Source organism: Paenibacillus kobensis NBRC 15729, from assembly GCF_004000825.1.
GTDB lineage: Bacteria > Bacillota > Bacilli > Paenibacillales > Paenibacillaceae > Paenibacillus_T > Paenibacillus_T kobensis.
Genome location: NZ_BILZ01000062.1, coordinates 1 through 15,853, shown reverse-complemented (window position 1 = coordinate 15,853; position 15,853 = coordinate 1). Strand labels below are relative to the sequence as shown.

Below are 15,853 nucleotides of genomic sequence, written 5' to 3'. Positions count from 1 at the left end.
TGCTGCTTAACCCGACTTATGTATTCGGCGTACCGGATAAACAAAGCGGAACAAGAGAAAACAGACGACCGACAATCCCGCTAGCAGCAAATAAAGAAGCGTAAACGCTCCTTGCCCCTTCTCATAGAGACGAAGCGTAACAGAAGCAAACAAGGGAGTCATTGGCGCAACAAGCCATAGAGCAGCGTTCCATGCGGTTTCGTCATGCTTTTGCTTGCGGACAGGGGATCTTAGGACAGGGACCCATAGAATCGCGGATGACAGCACGCAGATAATCAACCATGCCAACAGAACGCCGCCGCTGCTTCGGCTATCATACGGGAGGCTCCAGCCAGCACCGATAGACGTTGCGAATAAGAGAATCGACGCCCACAGAGCCGCTCTCTGCTTAGATGCTGACAAATGATATAACGTTAGTGACAATTCCACGATGAGAATGGGAAGAAGGGCTAACGACGCATAGACCGCCTCATGCCACCCGATCGCTATAGCAGCCTCCATGAACCCGCTAACGATCAAATAAGCGGCCGTCCACCGATTCGGTGAAGCGTGCGGATCCGACCGGAAGACAAGCCATGCGGTAAACCAATGAGCAATCGCAATCCAAGTCAGCTGCTGATCCTCCTTGCTAGGCACAATGGCATTTTATTAGTTGGACATTATGCTTATAGCGTAACCTTTCGGTTATTGAAAGTCTAGCCTCTGCCTATACCGCTTGCTGAGCGGATTCGGTCAGTTGTTCGACCTGATGAAGCAGCTCGGAAATCTGAGTAGAAGTATAGGCGGCGCACCCGAGAGAGGCGAGTGCTTCTTGAACCGGAGCAGGATATTCGCGGTACTGTCGTCCGAACTGCTCGATCTTGCCGCCTGCGGCGGCGTAACACAACATCGCTTCGCAGCGAATAAGCAGACGCACACCATCCGTATCCTTGCTGGCAGCAAGACGTTCCACTTTGCGTGCGATGTGCTGGTCCATAACCGAATCTAACGCAAAGTTATCACTACTGGCAGTACTGCGCAAATAGTCCCGGTAAAAGGACAACGCTTTAAGCATCTCGGCTGCAGTCGTTGTCTGATTTAATGCAATGGATCGGTATGCCTCATATACCTTAGGCTGCTTCGAACGGATATGGCCAAGCAGCGCATCCCCCGAGCAGCACTCGCAGTTCATCCAGACGAAGCTCGCGGCTGCGGCATGCCATGCACCTTGCACGGCAAGTGAAGCTCCGACTAACTCATCGTATCTTAAACAGCTGTCCAGCCGTTGCAGATATTGCTCCACTTCATCATGCGCTTGCTTCAGCATGCGGCTGCGTCCTTCGTTGCTGCGGAAATAATCGACCGCTGCGGGTTTCAGCATGCCTAAGACGTTGTGCGGATCATACACCGTTCTTGCCTCGCTCAAAAACCGGTTCTGCCACGGAGCAGCCCGCATCGCGTCACTACCGTTCCATGAATGGACATGCAGTTGAATATCGCAATGTTCGAACGTTATGTTCATGCTTTTTCGTTGGATTGGCGAGGAAACTACAATATTCAAATCCAGATCGCTGTAGCTATCCGCATCTCCGCGCCCGACAGAACCGCCGGCATAAGCCATGATCCAGTCCGGCTGCCTGTTGGCCTCGACATAATTTTTAGCTGCTTCCATTAACCGCAAAGTGTCATTCATTCTACAACAACCCACCTAATCCGCCGTATCCTTAATGCCCGCTCGAACGGGCATTAATACCTATTTAAACCAAGTCTATACTTTCGGATTGGGGCATAACCATTAAATTTTCGCTAAAGTTTTAAAGTGCTGCTTAAGGCGCAGTTCCTGCCGATGCGACATAATAGCCCCACCAGCCGTGCTTGACGAACATAAAGCTTAATTCGGCTTTAGGAGCCACATAGAGCTCCCCTTCGTCTGGATAGTTGGAATGCCCGTGGTCAACAGGCGTCGTCAATGCCGTATAAGGATGGAACTTCATGAACAGCTTCTTCCGAACAGCCCACTCCGCCGTTGGAGACGGCAGCACAAGTAAGACAACTATGAGTCCGATGACGACAAAATACAGCTTTCGCCTGATACTCACTAGCGACTCCTCCTCTATTTGCCGTGTCCTGCCGGAACCGACCAGACGGCATATCCGCTGTCCGTAATTTCCAGACCATTCAACTGCTGGCCGTATGCACAGCCGCCGTCGATGCCGATTTTGTCATCGCTGAACCATACTGACGGCCTGCCATGCAGCTCGACTGCGCGCGTATGGCCGAATACAACCTTCTGGCTAAGACCTGTGCGGCGTCCCCAGAACGGCTCTTTGACATACATGAACTCCCGCTCCGGCTGCTCCCGCCAACGATGGACATAATCGGGATGGATGCCGGCATGGACGAACAGATGCTTTTCATCCTCGATATATAAAGGCAAATCACGCAGGAACGAAATGTGCGATCCGTATTGATCGTTCAACACATTGCGAAGTCGCAATACGATCTGCTCAGCAGACTCGTCCTCGATCCGATTCACGCTTTCGCCTAAATAACTAGCTGCCGTAGAGGTGCCGCCGTGATCAAAAAACTTGTGAACCGTCTCGTCATCGCCGCGAAGTGCCAAGTCGACGAGCCGTTGATCATGGTTGCCGCGCAGCGCAACAGCGCCTTCCCCGACAAGCTGCATGACCCGGTCAACTGTTTCGCACGATTTCGGTCCTCGGTCAACATAATCGCCAATCAGCAAAAGCCGGTCTCTCCGGTTGTCATATTTCATTCTGCTTAGCAGCTCATTTAATTCGTCTACACATCCATGAATATCGCTTATTACGATTGTTCTTCTCATTTGACTGCCTCCGATGACTGTCTGTCTGATGCCAACAATAATTCCGCTAATTCATGTACGGTATGAACGATCGCGACAGGAGAATGAGCTTCAAGTTCCTCTACCGATCCATACCCATACGAAGCGCCAATTGACGCAATGGCATTGTTGGCTGCTCCGATAAGATCATGCTTCCGGTCGCCGATCATCACTGCGGTATGCTTCGCGATTCCATTGTCCTCCAGCACCGATTGAATGATCTCTGATTTATCCGTACGAGTGCCGTCCAGGAAGCTGCCGGCAACGGTATGGAAGTACTCACTGATACCAAAGTGCTCTAATATGCGCTGAGCGAATACGGTCGGTTTGGACGTCGCAACATGCAGCGTCGCACCTGCTTGGATAAGCTGCTGCAGCAACTCGGTTATGCCGGGATAAAGCTCATTCTCGTAAATGCCCGTCTCGCCGAAATATTCCCGGTAATAACCTATCGCCCGGTCTGTTTCTTCCCTGCTAAATCCGAACCGTTCTCGGAATGTCTCCTGCAGCGGCGGTCCGACGAACAGCTTCAACGATTCCAGATCAGATTCGATCCCCATTCTCTCCAGCGCATATTGTACGGACTTCGTAATGCCGACTCCGGGATCGGTTAGCGTACCGTCCAGATCAAATAAAACATGGCGGTAATTCATTGTGATCCTCCCCTGTCTGAGCAATATCTGTTATCTTCGCTGTATCGCCTTGCTTGCCTGTTCTGTTCCAAGCCCTCTTAAAGCTGTTGCGCTAATTGTTCCACAGTCCACACATGGACGCCGATATGGGGACTCGATTCAATTAGAACTGCGATATCATAAGCGCATTGCCTTCGTTATCCCGGAAGCAGAAGCTGCTATGGTCGCCATAGGTATGGATCGGTTCCACCTCTACTCCCCGGCGCTTCAGCAATTGATGAGACCGCTCGATATCGTCCGTACTGAACGTGAAAGCTGGATGTTCATAAGGCGTAAATTGTTGCCTGCAGAACAGATGCAGTACGTAGCTGTCATCAATGGTTAGCTCAACGAAATCATCATAATCATAAGCACCGAGCTCGAACCCGAGCTTGCTGCAATACCACTCGCTTGCTTTCTTCAAATCTTGGACATATACCATAACGCCGATAATGTTATTCTCGACTAACGCATACATCGCCTTCGCCCTCCGACAGTCGTAATATCCTTTCTATATGAAAGACCGATGATTGGAAGCAAGTCTTGCAAGGTGCGAATTTCATTAGTTGATCTGAAAGCGGGCTTCACCCGTTAACCATTACCGCCATCACCTTCATCTCGTCCGCGCTGACCCAGCTTGTCATGAATCTTGTTCAATACGGCGAGAATATTGTTCAATGCGATCAAAATAAATCCGAGCAGCACAAAAGTGACGAACTCTTGTGTAAACCAAGCGATTACGCCTAGCACCGCAGCATAAATCGTATATTGAAATGTTCTCACTTCGCTAGAGCACCTTCTCCATACACACGCTGCTGTCAGAATTGACATATTCGCCGAAACGGTCGATGCGGCGGAATCCATTTTTCGTATAGAAACGAATCGCTTCCGGCTGCTCGTCGCCCGTCTCCAGCTTGAGAGAAGTGTAGCCCAGAGCACGGGCCTTATCGGACAAATAGCGGAATATTGCTGCTGCAACGCCAGTGCCTCGCTTGTCCGGCTCTACATAGAACCGCTTCAGCTCCACGCTGCTCTCATCGAGCGGAAGGTACGCACCGCAGCCGACCGCGTTTTCTCCCTCATAGGCGAGTACGAATACGATGTTGTCGTCCTGGGATGCCGCTTCCAAGTCGACGACGAACACTTCATCCGCAGGATAAAGTTCGTATAAATACCGGTCCAGCTTCGCGATTAAACCGAGCAAATCTTTGTTATTGACCGCTGCTTCCCTCACTTGAACATTGCTCATTTCTCTTCCGCCTCTCCTAATCGAAAGATTCTGCTCTCCATAGACGCTCAACCGATTCTAGCCTCTTCCCGTCGAACGTCAGCTTATAAATATCTGGCATCGTGGTCGATTGCCAGAACGTATAACCATATTCGGCGTTAAAATAATGGAGCATCAGCGTCATAATATCGCCATGCGTACCTATTGCAATGGACTGCCCCTCATACTGCTCAAGCAGCCGATTCATTACAGCCGCGGCCCGTGCCTGCGCTGCAGCGCTCGACTCCCCGCCTTGAGGGTAAGCGAACTGAAAGTGCTCATATACCTGCAGCTTCGCCTCACGGAAGCCCGCATCGCCGAAATCTCCGATCGTGCGCTCCCGAAGGTCTTCGATCAAGGTGATGTCCAATCCTAAGTTATCCGCCAACGGCTTAATCGTCGCTATTGCCCGCTCGTAAGGACTGGAGACGAGTTGGTAGATCTCAATGCCCTTCAACGTCTCCGACACACGCTGTGCATCCCGTTCGCCGCGCACCGACAACCCTCGGCTGCGCTCCGCGCCTTCTACGTATTCCGACTCGGCATGGCGGATCAAATATACAGTCGTTGTCATGTCTTCTCCCTCCATGCTGGATGGCGCATTCTTTATAATTGCATATAAAACCCAGTCTTGTAGCCCTTCAAGAATCCGGCGCCTTCATAGAAACTTAGGACGCTCTCTTGCTTCGAAGAGGTCATCAGCATCACTTTATAGCACCCTCGCTCCCGAGCCGACTCTATCGCAGCTTTGAGCACGGCATGCCCGTAACCGAGCCTCCGACGGTCCGCCCTCGTAACAACGTTCTCGATTAAGGCATAAGGACGAGCTCCGCGAGTCAAGTTGTCGACAAGAACGAGCGAACACGAGGCAACCAAGTCGCCCCCCTCGTCTGCAACCCATATTTCCAAATCCGGATTAGCGACCATCCGCTCCCACTGTGCATCCAAACGCTCTCCCCGCTCAACCGGCGCATCATTCGGATTCAGATGCGTATACAGTTCAAGCAACGGCTCCAGTTCATGTTCTTGAATCTGTCTGATTATTGCTTCTGGCATATTAGGCGCCTCCCTGTGCTTTATCGTTTACTACTGCCAATTCTTCGTGAACCGGTAACCGGTTGCATCGAACCCGCTGCTTTTATAGAAAGCATGCGCCCGTTCCCGCTCCGGACGTATACCGCTCGTAAGCGACAATCCGGATGAACCGTGCTCCCTTGCGTATTGCTCCGCGTATGCGAGAAGCAACTTGCCGATCCCTTGACCCTGACGGGACTGCTTGACGACGAGCGCGGACACCTGAGTCGCCATCCCATCACCTTCATAATAAAACATGCGTCTTAATCCCAACATCCCGACAACTTCGCCCCCAATGTCCGCCATGAACGTGTCTTGATAGGGCATTTGGGCCATTTGCTCCATTCGAAGCTTCATCCGTTCCGCTGATGTCGGGTAGCCCAGATCGGACATCAGCCCCGTTAGTGCTGGAAGGTCCTCTTCTCGATACGGTCGAATCTGCATGCATGTCCCACTCCTTGTCATGAGATCATGAGATCGGCGAACTAAACCTAGCAAGCTACGTACTACTCTTCAACAACCTGCACCTTAGGCCATCGCGTACTCCACTGTTTCTTGATCATGCGATCTTCAAAAATGCCCGCTCGTTTAAACTTCGGACTGCGGCGGTGCACCATATGGAACAGATCAGACAAACCGTACGGCGCTGCGATATACAGAATGTCCTCATCATCCAGCCTGGCGCCGATGGCGGCAACCGTCTCCGGCCACAAGCTCATGGCATCTTCTGACGAACAATACGGCTCATCGCCGTTCTTGATGTGCATGCGGGCTTGATTTTTGACCGACCACTTGCAGTTGCCCGTCTGTTCCCTCAAATCAACCTCCAATTGGACATCCCGCAACTCCGATAAATCCGAAGGATCGAAATAAATGAGATCGATATCATCGTGCCGTTCCGCCGGAGCATAGCCGTGCAGAGCATCCCATACCGTCGTTCTAATGTAGCCAGCAGCGATATACCAGTCAGGCAGCCTTCGCTCGCGGGCCGCCCGCAAATCGTTCATCAGTTTGCCGTTCGAATAGATGTGCTCTTTCAGTTTGCTTTCCCAGTCCAGTGTCAGAACAATCCTTGCCTCCAGATGATCATTTTCTGTACAATCTGTTCGTTCATTCGCCATCTAATAGATTAGAAAGCTTGGATATATCTAATGATTCTATCTTATTTTTCCTTTCTTTGGAATAGAGAAAAACCGCCTTGATTAAGGCGGCTAAATATTAAATATTATATCGGCTATATCGTTTCTATCGTTTCAGCCAGAGGCAAACTATTCTGGATCAGCCAGTGTCAGCAGTTCTTCTACCGTTACGAGCCGGTAGCCGCTCTTCGTTAATTCCTTCGCAAGAACGCGTACCGCCTCAATCGATTGCGATCGGTCGCCGAAGCCATCGTGAAAAATAAATATGCCCCCGTTACAAACCGACTCGCGCGTCTTCTCCACAATATGATCAACTCCCGGCATGTCCCAATCCTGTGCTGCCATATTAACGGCACCCGCGGCAAGCTGATAGCCTTCCTCTTCGATGATCGACAAAACCTCTTCATTCACATCAAAATATGGCGTACGCAGCGTTACAGGTTTTTTACCGGTAATGTCCTGAATCATACTTTCCGACTTACGGAGCTCATTCCTCACAGCTTCACCTGACAGTTTGGTCAAGAAAGGATGCGTATACGTATGGTTGCCGATCTCGTGGCCTTGCGCATGAACGAGCGCCGCCAACTCCGGCTCCTTCTCGATCTGCTCGCCGATCATATAAAATGTAGCTTTGCCGCCAACTTCCCGAAAAATATCAAGCACCTGCGGCGTATAAACCGGATTCGGGCCATCGTCGAACGTAAAGGCGACAGCTTTATGCTGAGTCTGAACTCTGTGGGTTACATCGAATGGTTTCATTACGGATCTTGCTCCTCTCGACTCTCTGAAGTTGAATGGGATCATTAAGCTTGCAATTAATCTTTCCGTATAATTATATAAGAATTCGGACAATATCGTATTGTAGAATCTAAACTAGTTATTGCACAATATATAGGAAAGCGCAAACATTTTCTATAGTTTTTAGAGTAGAGCCTAAACATTATCGGTGTTTCATGTCCTGTCGTAGAGGTAATCTAGTAATGGGGAACCGAAAAAATCATCATGTGAAGGAGCAGTGTCTCATGACCGTTCAATCCAAGCAAGGCGCCTATCATACAGGAACTTATCGCAATCTTCTATTAGAGTTCGGCTATAGTGAAGAAGAAATCCAGCGCCGCGTGTTGGATAACTGGACCCAAATTTTCGAAGGCGGAGAGGACACTCGCATTTATTACGAGTCGGAAGACGGACTCGGCTATCTGGAAGACACCGGCAACCATGATGCACGAACCGAAGGCATGTCCTATGGCATGATGATGGCCGTGCAGATGGACCGTCAAGACGTATTCGACCGGATCTGGGGCTGGTCGAAGAAATATATGTATATGACCGAAGGCGAGAATGCAGGCTATTTCGCTTGGTCCTGCCAGTTGAACGGCACGCGTAACGCGAACGGGCCCGCACCTGACGGTGAAGAGTACTACGCGCTAGCGCTGTTCTTCGCTTCCCACCGTTGGGGAGACCGCACGGAAGAGCCGTATAACTACAGCGAGCAAGCTCGCAAGCTGCTACACGATTGCGTTCACAAGGGTGAGAATAACGACGGTCCTCCGATGTGGGAGCCGACTAACAAGCTGATCAAATTCGTTCCTGCCCTAGACTTCACGGACCCCTCCTACCATTTGCCTCACTTCTACGAGTTGTTCGCGGAATGGGCGAATCCAGAGGACCGTGCGTTCTGGAAGGAAGCAGCGGCAGCAAGCCGCGCCTACTTGCCGACGACATGCCATCCTGAGACCGGCCTAGCGCCTGAATATTCGTTCTATGACGGATCGCCGAACCATTTTCACGGCTTCGGACATTTCTTCAGCGATTCTTATCGGGTAGCGGCTAACTTAGGCTTAGAAGCTCATTGGTATGGCCTAAGCGACGATCTCGTCCAGATTGCGGACAACATCCAGAAGTTCTTCGAAGATAAAGACCCGGAAGATTACCGCCGGTATACGATCGCAGGCGAGCCATTCGAGGAACAATGCTTGCATCCTGTCGGTCTGATCGCGACGAACGCGATGGCTTCGCTCGCCGTTCCTGACAGCCCGCGCGCCCGCGCTGCGGTCGAGTTGTTCTGGAACACGCCGGTACGCACAGGCGATCGCCGTTACTACGACAACTGCCTTTATATGTTCAGCATACTGGCTCTGAGCGGAAACTACCGCATTTGGATGCCGAAGAACTAATCGTACAGCAACGATATAAAAAGGACGCATTCCGCAACACGGAATGCGTCCTTTCTCGTTGTTATTCGCGCAAAAATGTCTGAGGTGCCATCATATGGCGCTTAACCTTTTACCGATCCGGCTGCTATACCTTCTACGATTCTATTGCTCAGCAGCAGGAATACGATCAGAATCGGCATAATGCTGATCATGAGCGTAGCCCCGATCGCGCCCCAGTTCGTCTGATATTGGCCGACAAAATTTTGCACGCCTACCGTCAGCGTCTTCATCGAATCCGAACTTATAAACGTATTGACGAAAATAAATTCGTTCCAGTTATAAATCATGTTAATGATAGCAGCCGTCATTACAACCGACACCGTCATCGGGACTATGATCTGGAAGAAGAGCCGGTTGACGGAGCAGCCGTCCATGATAGCCGCCTCCTCTACCTCTCTCGGAAGGACGGTATAGAAGCCTAGCATGATCATTATCGTAATCGGCAGGTTAAATGCGGTGTAGGATAATATCACGCTGACCGGCGTATCGATCAAATGCAGCTTCTGATAAAAGCTAAATAACGGTATAAGCGTCGAATGAACCGGGATCATCAAACCGATCATGAACAATCCAAGCACAGCCGAACTCAGCTTCCACTTCATACGTGTCACAGCATAGGTGACGAAGCTGGCGAGGAGGATGGTTAGGACAATGGATACGGCTGTTATAAAGACGCTATTCAAGAAATACCGGTCAATATTGCCGGCCGACCATACATCCGAATAGTTTTCCCACTTGGGATGGCGTGGCAACGCAAGCGGCGGGAGATCGAATATTTCCCGGCTGTCCTTGAGCGAGAAGAACAACAGCCATACCAGAGGGATTATTTGTAATATAGCGATGACGGACAGTGCGATATAAAGCGCCGCACTTCCTACTTTGCTCGCAATGGAACGGGAAGCGACATCCTTCCGGTGCATTCCAGCTTGTACAGCCACCTTCAAATGAAGCACCTCCTGAGGTTAAGAATATTGAATAGGATCTTTCGTTTCGGTCAACTTGCGGATGACCCATGTCGCAACGAGACAAATAATAAGCAAGAAGAAACCGATCGCGCTTCCGTATCCGAAGTCGAAAGCTTTGAACGCTTGCCGATACATATAGGATGCCATAACTTCGCTATGTCCGTTAGGACCGCCGCCTGTCATGACAAAGATAAGATCGAAATATTTAAGCGAGCCGACCACAGCCAATACAATGGTTACTTTAATGACTTCCATAATTAATGGCAGCTTGATACGAATTGCAATCTGTCTCGGCGTAGCGCCGTCGATCAGAGCTGCTTCAACGAGCGTGTTCGGAATGTTCTTAAGCGCGGCGTAGTAAATGAGAATATAAAATCCGGCATATTGCCATAAGATCGGTACGAAGAGCGCGCCCAACACATATTTCGGATCCGACAGCCATGCTGGCGGGTCGGAGAAACCCAGCGAGACGAGCAGCGTATTCAGAATACCGGTCGTCGGATGGTAGACTTTCAGCCACAACTGAGCAATGGCAACCGACGATAAAAGCATCGGGAGCAAATAAATTTTTCGGAACAGGTTCGCTCCTTTAATATTGCCCGTTAATACCAACGCCACGATCAGATATAAGGCTAATGTAACGGTTGACAGCAGCGCAAACACTAAGGAATGCATAACGCTGTCCCAGAACTTGTCGTCTTTTAACAATGCCGAATAGTTGTCGAATCCGATAAACTCCATGCTGCCTATGCCGTTCCACCGCATTAGACCGTAATAGCCGGTCAGAACGATCGGTATGTAAATGATCGCCATAATAAGGATAATAGATGGCAATACATACAGCGCAATGATTCGTTTATTCGACATGACTTTATCCATAAGTAGAACAGCCTCCTTATGACGAACAGGAGAAGGGACATAGCCGTAACGAGCGGCTACGTCCCTCCTGTACTTGTCTGAATCTGATTATTTGCCAGCCTTCAGCGAGTCGTCCGTTTTCTTCGCGAAATCTTCCGGCGTGATTTCTTTGCCGAAGAGCGCCTGGATCAACTTGTAATGTTCTTGTGCTGCACCTGGCTTCATTTGAACGTCAGCATAGAGCGTAACTTTCTTCGCCGAGCCGAGCTCGTTGAGCAGGTCGATGAACATTGGCGGCAAGTTGATTTTGGACGTGTCCACTTTCGTTGCTGGGATAACGCCAGCTTCCGTAACCGACTTCTCGCCCCATTGTTGAATGAAGTACGATACGAATTTTTTCGCTTCGTCTTTCACTTTCGATTTTTCCGATACGAACAGACCTACGCCTGGTCCGCCAACCCACGTATCCGACGTGCCTGCGCCGCCGGTAACCGTCGGGAAGCGGAAGAAGCCGATTTTGTCTTTGAACTCTTGCGGAACGTCAGGGTTCGTCGTGAAGTTCGGAACTTCCCACGTGCCCATTGCATACATTCCCGCTTTCTCGTTGTTGAACTCGGATTTCGCTTCGTCGTTCGACAATCCGTTGAAGCCTTTGTTGAAGGCGCCCATATCGACGAGCTCTTGCAGCATCTTAGCCGCTTCCGCCAGCTTAGGATCCGAGAAGTCGTTCGTTGCGATTGCCTTGTCGAGCAGATCGGCACCGCCGAGACGGTCAACGAGGTACATGTACCAGAACGAGCCTGTCCATCCTTCTTTGCCGCCGAGCGTAATTGGCGTTACGCCGTTATCAGCGAGCGTCTTGACGACGTTTTTGAAGTCGTCCCACGTTTGAGGCACTTGCAGGTTGTATTTCGCGAAAATTTCTTTGTTATAGTAGACTGGAACGATGTTCAGCTCAACAGGCAGTGCGTACGTTTTACCGCCAAGCGCATAGGCTTCCGCCGTGCCGGATACAAATTTATCCTTCAGATCGCCTTGCAGCAGATCATCGAGCGATGCGAATTGATTAGCTGTGACATAAGGCTCAAGGAAGCCAGCCGCCCAAGCCAGACCAACGTCAGGAAGAGTGTTAGAACCGGAAAGGACTTTCAGTTTATCCTTGTACTGCTCGTTCTCCAGAATTTCCGTCTTGATCTTGACGTTCTTGTGCTCTTTCTCGTAGGAGTCGATAATTTCTTTAACGAGCGTGTATTGCGTCTTGCTCGTGCCTTCCGGCCACAGGTGCATCATATTGATCGTCACTTTGTCTCCAGAGCCGCCGCTGCTGCCGCATGCCGAGACGACCATGACGAGCGCAAGCATAAGTGCCCATACTGCTATTGCCTTTCTCTTCATCGAGTAAATCCCCCTTTTTATTAAACGAAGGAAATGTAAGCGTTTTCCCCCTGAAAAGAGTTTATCACTCGCCTATATTTGTGATAAGCGCGCTGTAATAGGGAAAACTTCCACTATTTTAAGGTATCAGACCGATATTGACCGGGACTGCAGCCCTCATACTCTTTGAAGAGCTTATTGAAATAGCGCGGCGTCTGATAGCCAAGCCGCTCAGATATTTCCGCAATCGGCATATTCGTCTGCAACAGCAGCTCCTTTGCCTTTTGCAGCTTGCGTCTGACTACGTACTCGCTGAACGTCATCTGCATTTGTTCCTTGAACCTGGCGCTCAAATAACTCGGATGCAGATGAATATGATCCGCTACTTCCCGCAATCCGAATGACAGATGCAAATTATCGTCCACATAGCGGACGGCCTCCTGCACCGGCTCGCTGAGCGGCGATCCGCTTATCGATTGATTCGTCTCCAGGAGCTTGGGGTCGATCATCCTCTGCATCATTCCGATTCTAGCCCGCTGCTCGTCAAGCTGAAGCGCCTGTTCCACCGCCGTGATGAGCTTATCCTTGCTGATCGGCTTAAGCAAATAATTGACAACGCCAAGCTGTATCGCCTGTATCGCGTAATCGAACTCGGCATAGCCGGATATGAGAATGACCGCGGGCTTCTCGTTCTTACCCCGCTTATCGAGCTGCTCAACAAGGTTCAACCCGGTTATTTCGGGCATCTTGATGTCGGAAATCAATAATTGAACCGACTGTCTGCTCAGTATTTCAAGTGCTTCTCTTCCGTTGTTTGCGGTCAGAATGTTCATACTGCCTGCCGACCATATTTCCAGCATTCGTCTGATTCCTTGCGCCGTTAACGGCTCATCGTCCACGATTAACAACGTTCTCATCATCGCTTATAAACTCCCCTACATGAACCGGAATCGTAATGCTGACTGCCGTTCCTCTTCCCTCCCGGCTTTGAATGCGAAGTCCGACCTTATCGCCTTCTTGTCCGCCGAAATAGAGACGGATCCGGTCGCGAACGTTCGCTATGCCAAGGCCAGATCCTTTAGCCGAGATCACGCCGCCTGTATCGAGCGAATGGTTCAAACGGCTTAATGTCTCTTCTGACATCCCGCCGCCGTCATCCTCAATGGTAATGATCAAATAGTTGCGTTCATCGGACAGGTTCACTTTCACCGCAACGACGCCTGGACCAATCTTGCTCTCGATACCGTGCAAAATCGCGTTCTCCACAAACGGCTGCACCATCAATTTAGGCAGTCGGTACTTCGAGAAAGCAGACCGAGATTCAATCCGCCAAGTCAACCGCTCGCCAAAACGGATTCGCATAATCAGCAAATACCGCTCGATATGATCCAGTTCCTCCTGGAGCGTCACCCACTCGTCGCGGTTCGGCCCCGTAATCGTATACCGGAACAGTTCCGACATCGCGATGACGAACTCCGCAAGTTCAACCTCATCTTTGTTATATAACGACCAATAGAGTGCTTCCAGCGTGTTGAACAGAAAATGCGGATTGATTTGCGCTTGAAGCGCTTTCAACTCCGAGCGGCTTTGCAAAATTTCCTTCTCATATACGAGCTTGATCAGTTCGTTCGTATGCTCGACCATCTGGTTGTACGTATGGTTCAACTCGTTAATTTCGATCGTTGAGGAAATTTGCGTAATCGGCTTCAACCCGCCGAGGCGAGCGCTTCGCATCGTCTTGATCAACCGGAATATCGGCCTCGAAATAATGGTAGACAATACTAGGGATAGAATAACGTACAGCAGCGCTCCGATGCCAGCCGATACGAAGATGACAGTACGCAGGAACGAAATGCCCTCCGTGATCGCGCTCACCGGCGTCAGTATAAGGAACGACCATCCCGTTACGTCCGACTGGTGGCGTACCATCACATATTTGCGGCCTTCTACGGTTACAGTCGGCTTATTCGAATCGACAAGCAATTTCATATCAGCTGTATTGAGGTCGTATGTATTCGGTGCAATCAGGTTATAGTCACGTCCGACAAGCAGCATGGTTTCACGGGAGCCTTCGTCCGAATCATTGTCGCGAATATCAAATACGTTGCGTTCCATTCGGATAAGCATGTAGCCGCCTGGCGCAAAGCTCTCGTCTAACAGGTTAATCTGCCGGATCGCAAGCACGGAATTGCGGTCACCTGGGTCGATTCCGATCCAGACGAGCCTCCCCTTCTGCTTTGTTGCCGCCGTAATCCACTCTCCGCTAATTTTGTTCTCCAGACTATCGCCGTCCAGCGGGAACAGCCTGCGGTAATCATAGGTGAACAGTTCGACCGAGCGGACTCCACCCGTGAAGATATGAATATTGTTCACGTAGGGCACGAGCATTTGCTTCTCTTCGAACGTTGCCCTCTTGCCTTCGCGTTCGTCGGCGAGCAGCCGCTGGACAAAATTGTTGGTTGAAACCATAAGCGTAAGCGAATCAATCTGGTTCAGCACGGCGTCAAGCCGCCCATTCGCTTGGATGGCCGTCTGCTGAATATGCTTCTCGGCGTTCTTATTGAGCAGCCTGGATACCGAGTCGAATGTCACAGTGCCTACTACCGATAATATAATGATCATGACGAGCAGAAAGCCGAACAGCATCTGATTGCGCAGCGTGTTAAATCGGGCTGTATTCAACAATTCGATCAACCTTCCATGATGTCATATCATCCTATTGGATCAATATTACAATTCGATCTCGGGATTTAATGTCCTGCTTTGTCGAAAAAAGGAAGCAGCCGAATTTACTCATACGGCTGCTTCCTATACAAAATAAATTAAGCTAGTTCCTCAGCAGCGGCCCGTCCTGCTGTCCTGCCCGTGAACAGGCACCCGCCGAGGAACGTTCCTTCAAGCGCCCGATAGCCATGAACGCATCCCCCTACGAACCCGGAAGCTTCACCCGCGGCGTACAATCCCGGAACCGGTTCTCCAACCGCATTAAGCACTCCGCCGCTCTGATCCGTCTGCTAGCCGCCTAACGTCTTTCGGCTGACAATATTCAGCCGTACGGCAATAAGCGGTCCGCTTTTCGGATCTAGCAGCTTATGCGGCGCAGCAACCCGGGTCAGCTTATCCCCGATATAATGGCGCGCACCCCGAATGTCCATATTTTGCAAGTCCTTCGTAAACTTATTGCCGATCTCCCGGTCGCGTGCCCGAACTTGCCGCTCCACATCCTCGAATCGAAGCAAGTTATCGCCTGACAGTTTGTTCATGCCAGCGACAAGCTCCTCCAACAGCCCGCTACGATGAAGTCTTCGCCCTACTTTCTTGTTATGCTTTGATATCTCATTAATGTAATTACTATAAAAACAAACAAAAAAAGACCATTCTGATGTCATGTCGACTACAGAATGGCCTTCGTTCTACTTCTATATATTTCTGTCATTTAGTTTTAAG

Annotated in this window: 19 protein-coding genes and 1 pseudogene; 1 reads left to right on the top strand and 19 read right to left on the bottom strand. The window is 50.3% G+C overall.

Going from position 1 to position 15,853, the window contains the following annotated elements; genetic code table 11:
- Positions 1 to 6: 6 nt before the first annotated feature.
- The 13 genes from PKO01S_RS24410 to PKO01S_RS24350 all read right to left on the bottom strand — a co-directional run bounded on the left by PKO01S_RS24410 (position 7) and on the right by PKO01S_RS24350 (position 7,752).
- A complete protein-coding gene (locus tag PKO01S_RS24410) occupies positions 7 to 636 on the bottom strand; it encodes a hypothetical protein (protein WP_127534058.1) in 630 nt (209 codons plus the stop codon).
- A gap of 70 nt (positions 637 to 706) precedes the next feature.
- On the bottom strand, positions 707 to 1,672 hold the full coding sequence (locus PKO01S_RS24405) for a nucleotidyltransferase domain-containing protein (protein ID WP_127534057.1): 966 nt from the start codon (positions 1,670 to 1,672) through the stop codon (positions 707 to 709).
- Between the two features lie 133 nt (positions 1,673 to 1,805).
- Positions 1,806 to 2,078 carry a hypothetical protein gene (locus PKO01S_RS24400; RefSeq protein WP_127534056.1) on the bottom strand — a complete coding sequence of 91 codons (273 nt, stop codon included), beginning with the start codon at positions 2,076 to 2,078 and terminating at the stop codon, positions 1,806 to 1,808.
- Between the two features lie 14 nt (positions 2,079 to 2,092).
- Positions 2,093 to 2,824, bottom strand: a complete 732-nt coding sequence (locus PKO01S_RS24395) for a metallophosphoesterase family protein (protein ID WP_127534055.1) — start codon at positions 2,822 to 2,824, stop codon at positions 2,093 to 2,095.
- A complete protein-coding gene (locus PKO01S_RS24390) occupies positions 2,821 to 3,495 on the bottom strand; it encodes an HAD family hydrolase (protein WP_127534054.1) in 675 nt (224 codons plus the stop codon). Before PKO01S_RS24390 ends, PKO01S_RS24395 begins: the two co-directional genes overlap by 4 nt.
- Positions 3,496 to 3,637: 142 nt before the next feature.
- Positions 3,638 to 3,991, bottom strand: coding sequence for a VOC family protein (locus PKO01S_RS24385; RefSeq protein ID WP_127534053.1), 354 nt, complete (start codon positions 3,989 to 3,991; stop codon positions 3,638 to 3,640).
- Between the two features lie 113 nt (positions 3,992 to 4,104).
- The gene (locus tag PKO01S_RS24380) at positions 4,105 to 4,296 is read right to left on the bottom strand and encodes a hypothetical protein (RefSeq protein ID WP_127534052.1); all 192 of its coding nucleotides are present in this window, start codon (positions 4,294 to 4,296) and stop codon (positions 4,105 to 4,107) included.
- A 4-nt stretch (positions 4,297 to 4,300) separates the two neighbouring features.
- Entirely contained in the window at positions 4,301 to 4,762 is a 462-nt protein-coding gene (locus PKO01S_RS24375; protein ID WP_127534051.1) for a GNAT family N-acetyltransferase, read from the bottom strand.
- Positions 4,763 to 4,778: 16 nt separating this feature from the next.
- The gene (locus PKO01S_RS24370) at positions 4,779 to 5,354 is read right to left on the bottom strand and encodes a histidine phosphatase family protein (RefSeq protein WP_127534050.1); all 576 of its coding nucleotides are present in this window, start codon (positions 5,352 to 5,354) and stop codon (positions 4,779 to 4,781) included.
- Between the two features lie 32 nt (positions 5,355 to 5,386).
- Positions 5,387 to 5,836, bottom strand: coding sequence for a GNAT family N-acetyltransferase (locus PKO01S_RS24365; protein ID WP_127534049.1), 450 nt, complete (start codon positions 5,834 to 5,836; stop codon positions 5,387 to 5,389).
- A 30-nt stretch (positions 5,837 to 5,866) separates the two neighbouring features.
- Positions 5,867 to 6,298 carry a GNAT family N-acetyltransferase gene (locus PKO01S_RS24360; RefSeq protein ID WP_246070716.1) on the bottom strand — a complete coding sequence of 144 codons (432 nt, stop codon included), beginning with the start codon at positions 6,296 to 6,298 and terminating at the stop codon, positions 5,867 to 5,869.
- A 62-nt stretch (positions 6,299 to 6,360) separates the two neighbouring features.
- Positions 6,361 to 6,975 (bottom strand): nucleotidyltransferase family protein, encoded by a 615-nt coding sequence (locus tag PKO01S_RS24355; RefSeq protein ID WP_127534047.1) that lies wholly within the window; start codon positions 6,973 to 6,975, stop codon positions 6,361 to 6,363.
- Positions 6,976 to 7,122: 147 nt separating this feature from the next.
- On the bottom strand, positions 7,123 to 7,752 hold the full coding sequence (locus PKO01S_RS24350) for a polysaccharide deacetylase family protein (RefSeq protein WP_127534046.1): 630 nt from the start codon (positions 7,750 to 7,752) through the stop codon (positions 7,123 to 7,125).
- Between the two features lie 263 nt (positions 7,753 to 8,015).
- On the opposite strand from PKO01S_RS24350, the gene PKO01S_RS24345 reads away from it, so the two are divergent.
- Complete coding sequence (locus PKO01S_RS24345; RefSeq protein ID WP_127534079.1) at positions 8,016 to 9,170, top strand: glycosyl hydrolase family 8; 1,155 nt, start codon at positions 8,016 to 8,018, stop codon at positions 9,168 to 9,170.
- A gap of 101 nt (positions 9,171 to 9,271) precedes the next feature.
- On the opposite strand, the gene PKO01S_RS24340 is transcribed toward PKO01S_RS24345, so the two are convergent.
- The 6 genes and pseudogenes from PKO01S_RS24340 to PKO01S_RS24315 all read right to left on the bottom strand — a co-directional run.
- On the bottom strand, positions 9,272 to 10,129 hold the full coding sequence (locus tag PKO01S_RS24340; protein ID WP_127534078.1) for a carbohydrate ABC transporter permease: 858 nt from the start codon (positions 10,127 to 10,129) through the stop codon (positions 9,272 to 9,274).
- A 42-nt stretch (positions 10,130 to 10,171) separates the two neighbouring features.
- Positions 10,172 to 11,053, bottom strand: coding sequence for a carbohydrate ABC transporter permease (locus tag PKO01S_RS24335; RefSeq protein WP_127534045.1), 882 nt, complete (start codon positions 11,051 to 11,053; stop codon positions 10,172 to 10,174).
- Positions 11,054 to 11,140: 87 nt separating this feature from the next.
- A complete protein-coding gene (locus PKO01S_RS24330; protein WP_127534044.1) occupies positions 11,141 to 12,427 on the bottom strand; it encodes an extracellular solute-binding protein in 1,287 nt (428 codons plus the stop codon).
- Positions 12,428 to 12,540: 113 nt separating this feature from the next.
- Entirely contained in the window at positions 12,541 to 13,326 is a 786-nt protein-coding gene (locus PKO01S_RS24325; RefSeq protein ID WP_127534043.1) for a response regulator transcription factor, read from the bottom strand.
- Positions 13,295 to 15,088: a cache domain-containing sensor histidine kinase gene (locus tag PKO01S_RS24320; RefSeq protein ID WP_307719852.1), complete on the bottom strand. Its 1,794-nt coding sequence runs from the start codon at positions 15,086 to 15,088 to the stop codon at positions 13,295 to 13,297. Before PKO01S_RS24320 ends, PKO01S_RS24325 begins: the two co-directional genes overlap by 32 nt.
- Before the next feature lie 140 nt (positions 15,089 to 15,228).
- Positions 15,229 to 15,716, bottom strand: a pseudogene (locus tag PKO01S_RS24315) (FAD-binding protein); the annotation flags it as partial.
- Between the last annotated feature and the right edge of the window lie 137 nt (positions 15,717 to 15,853).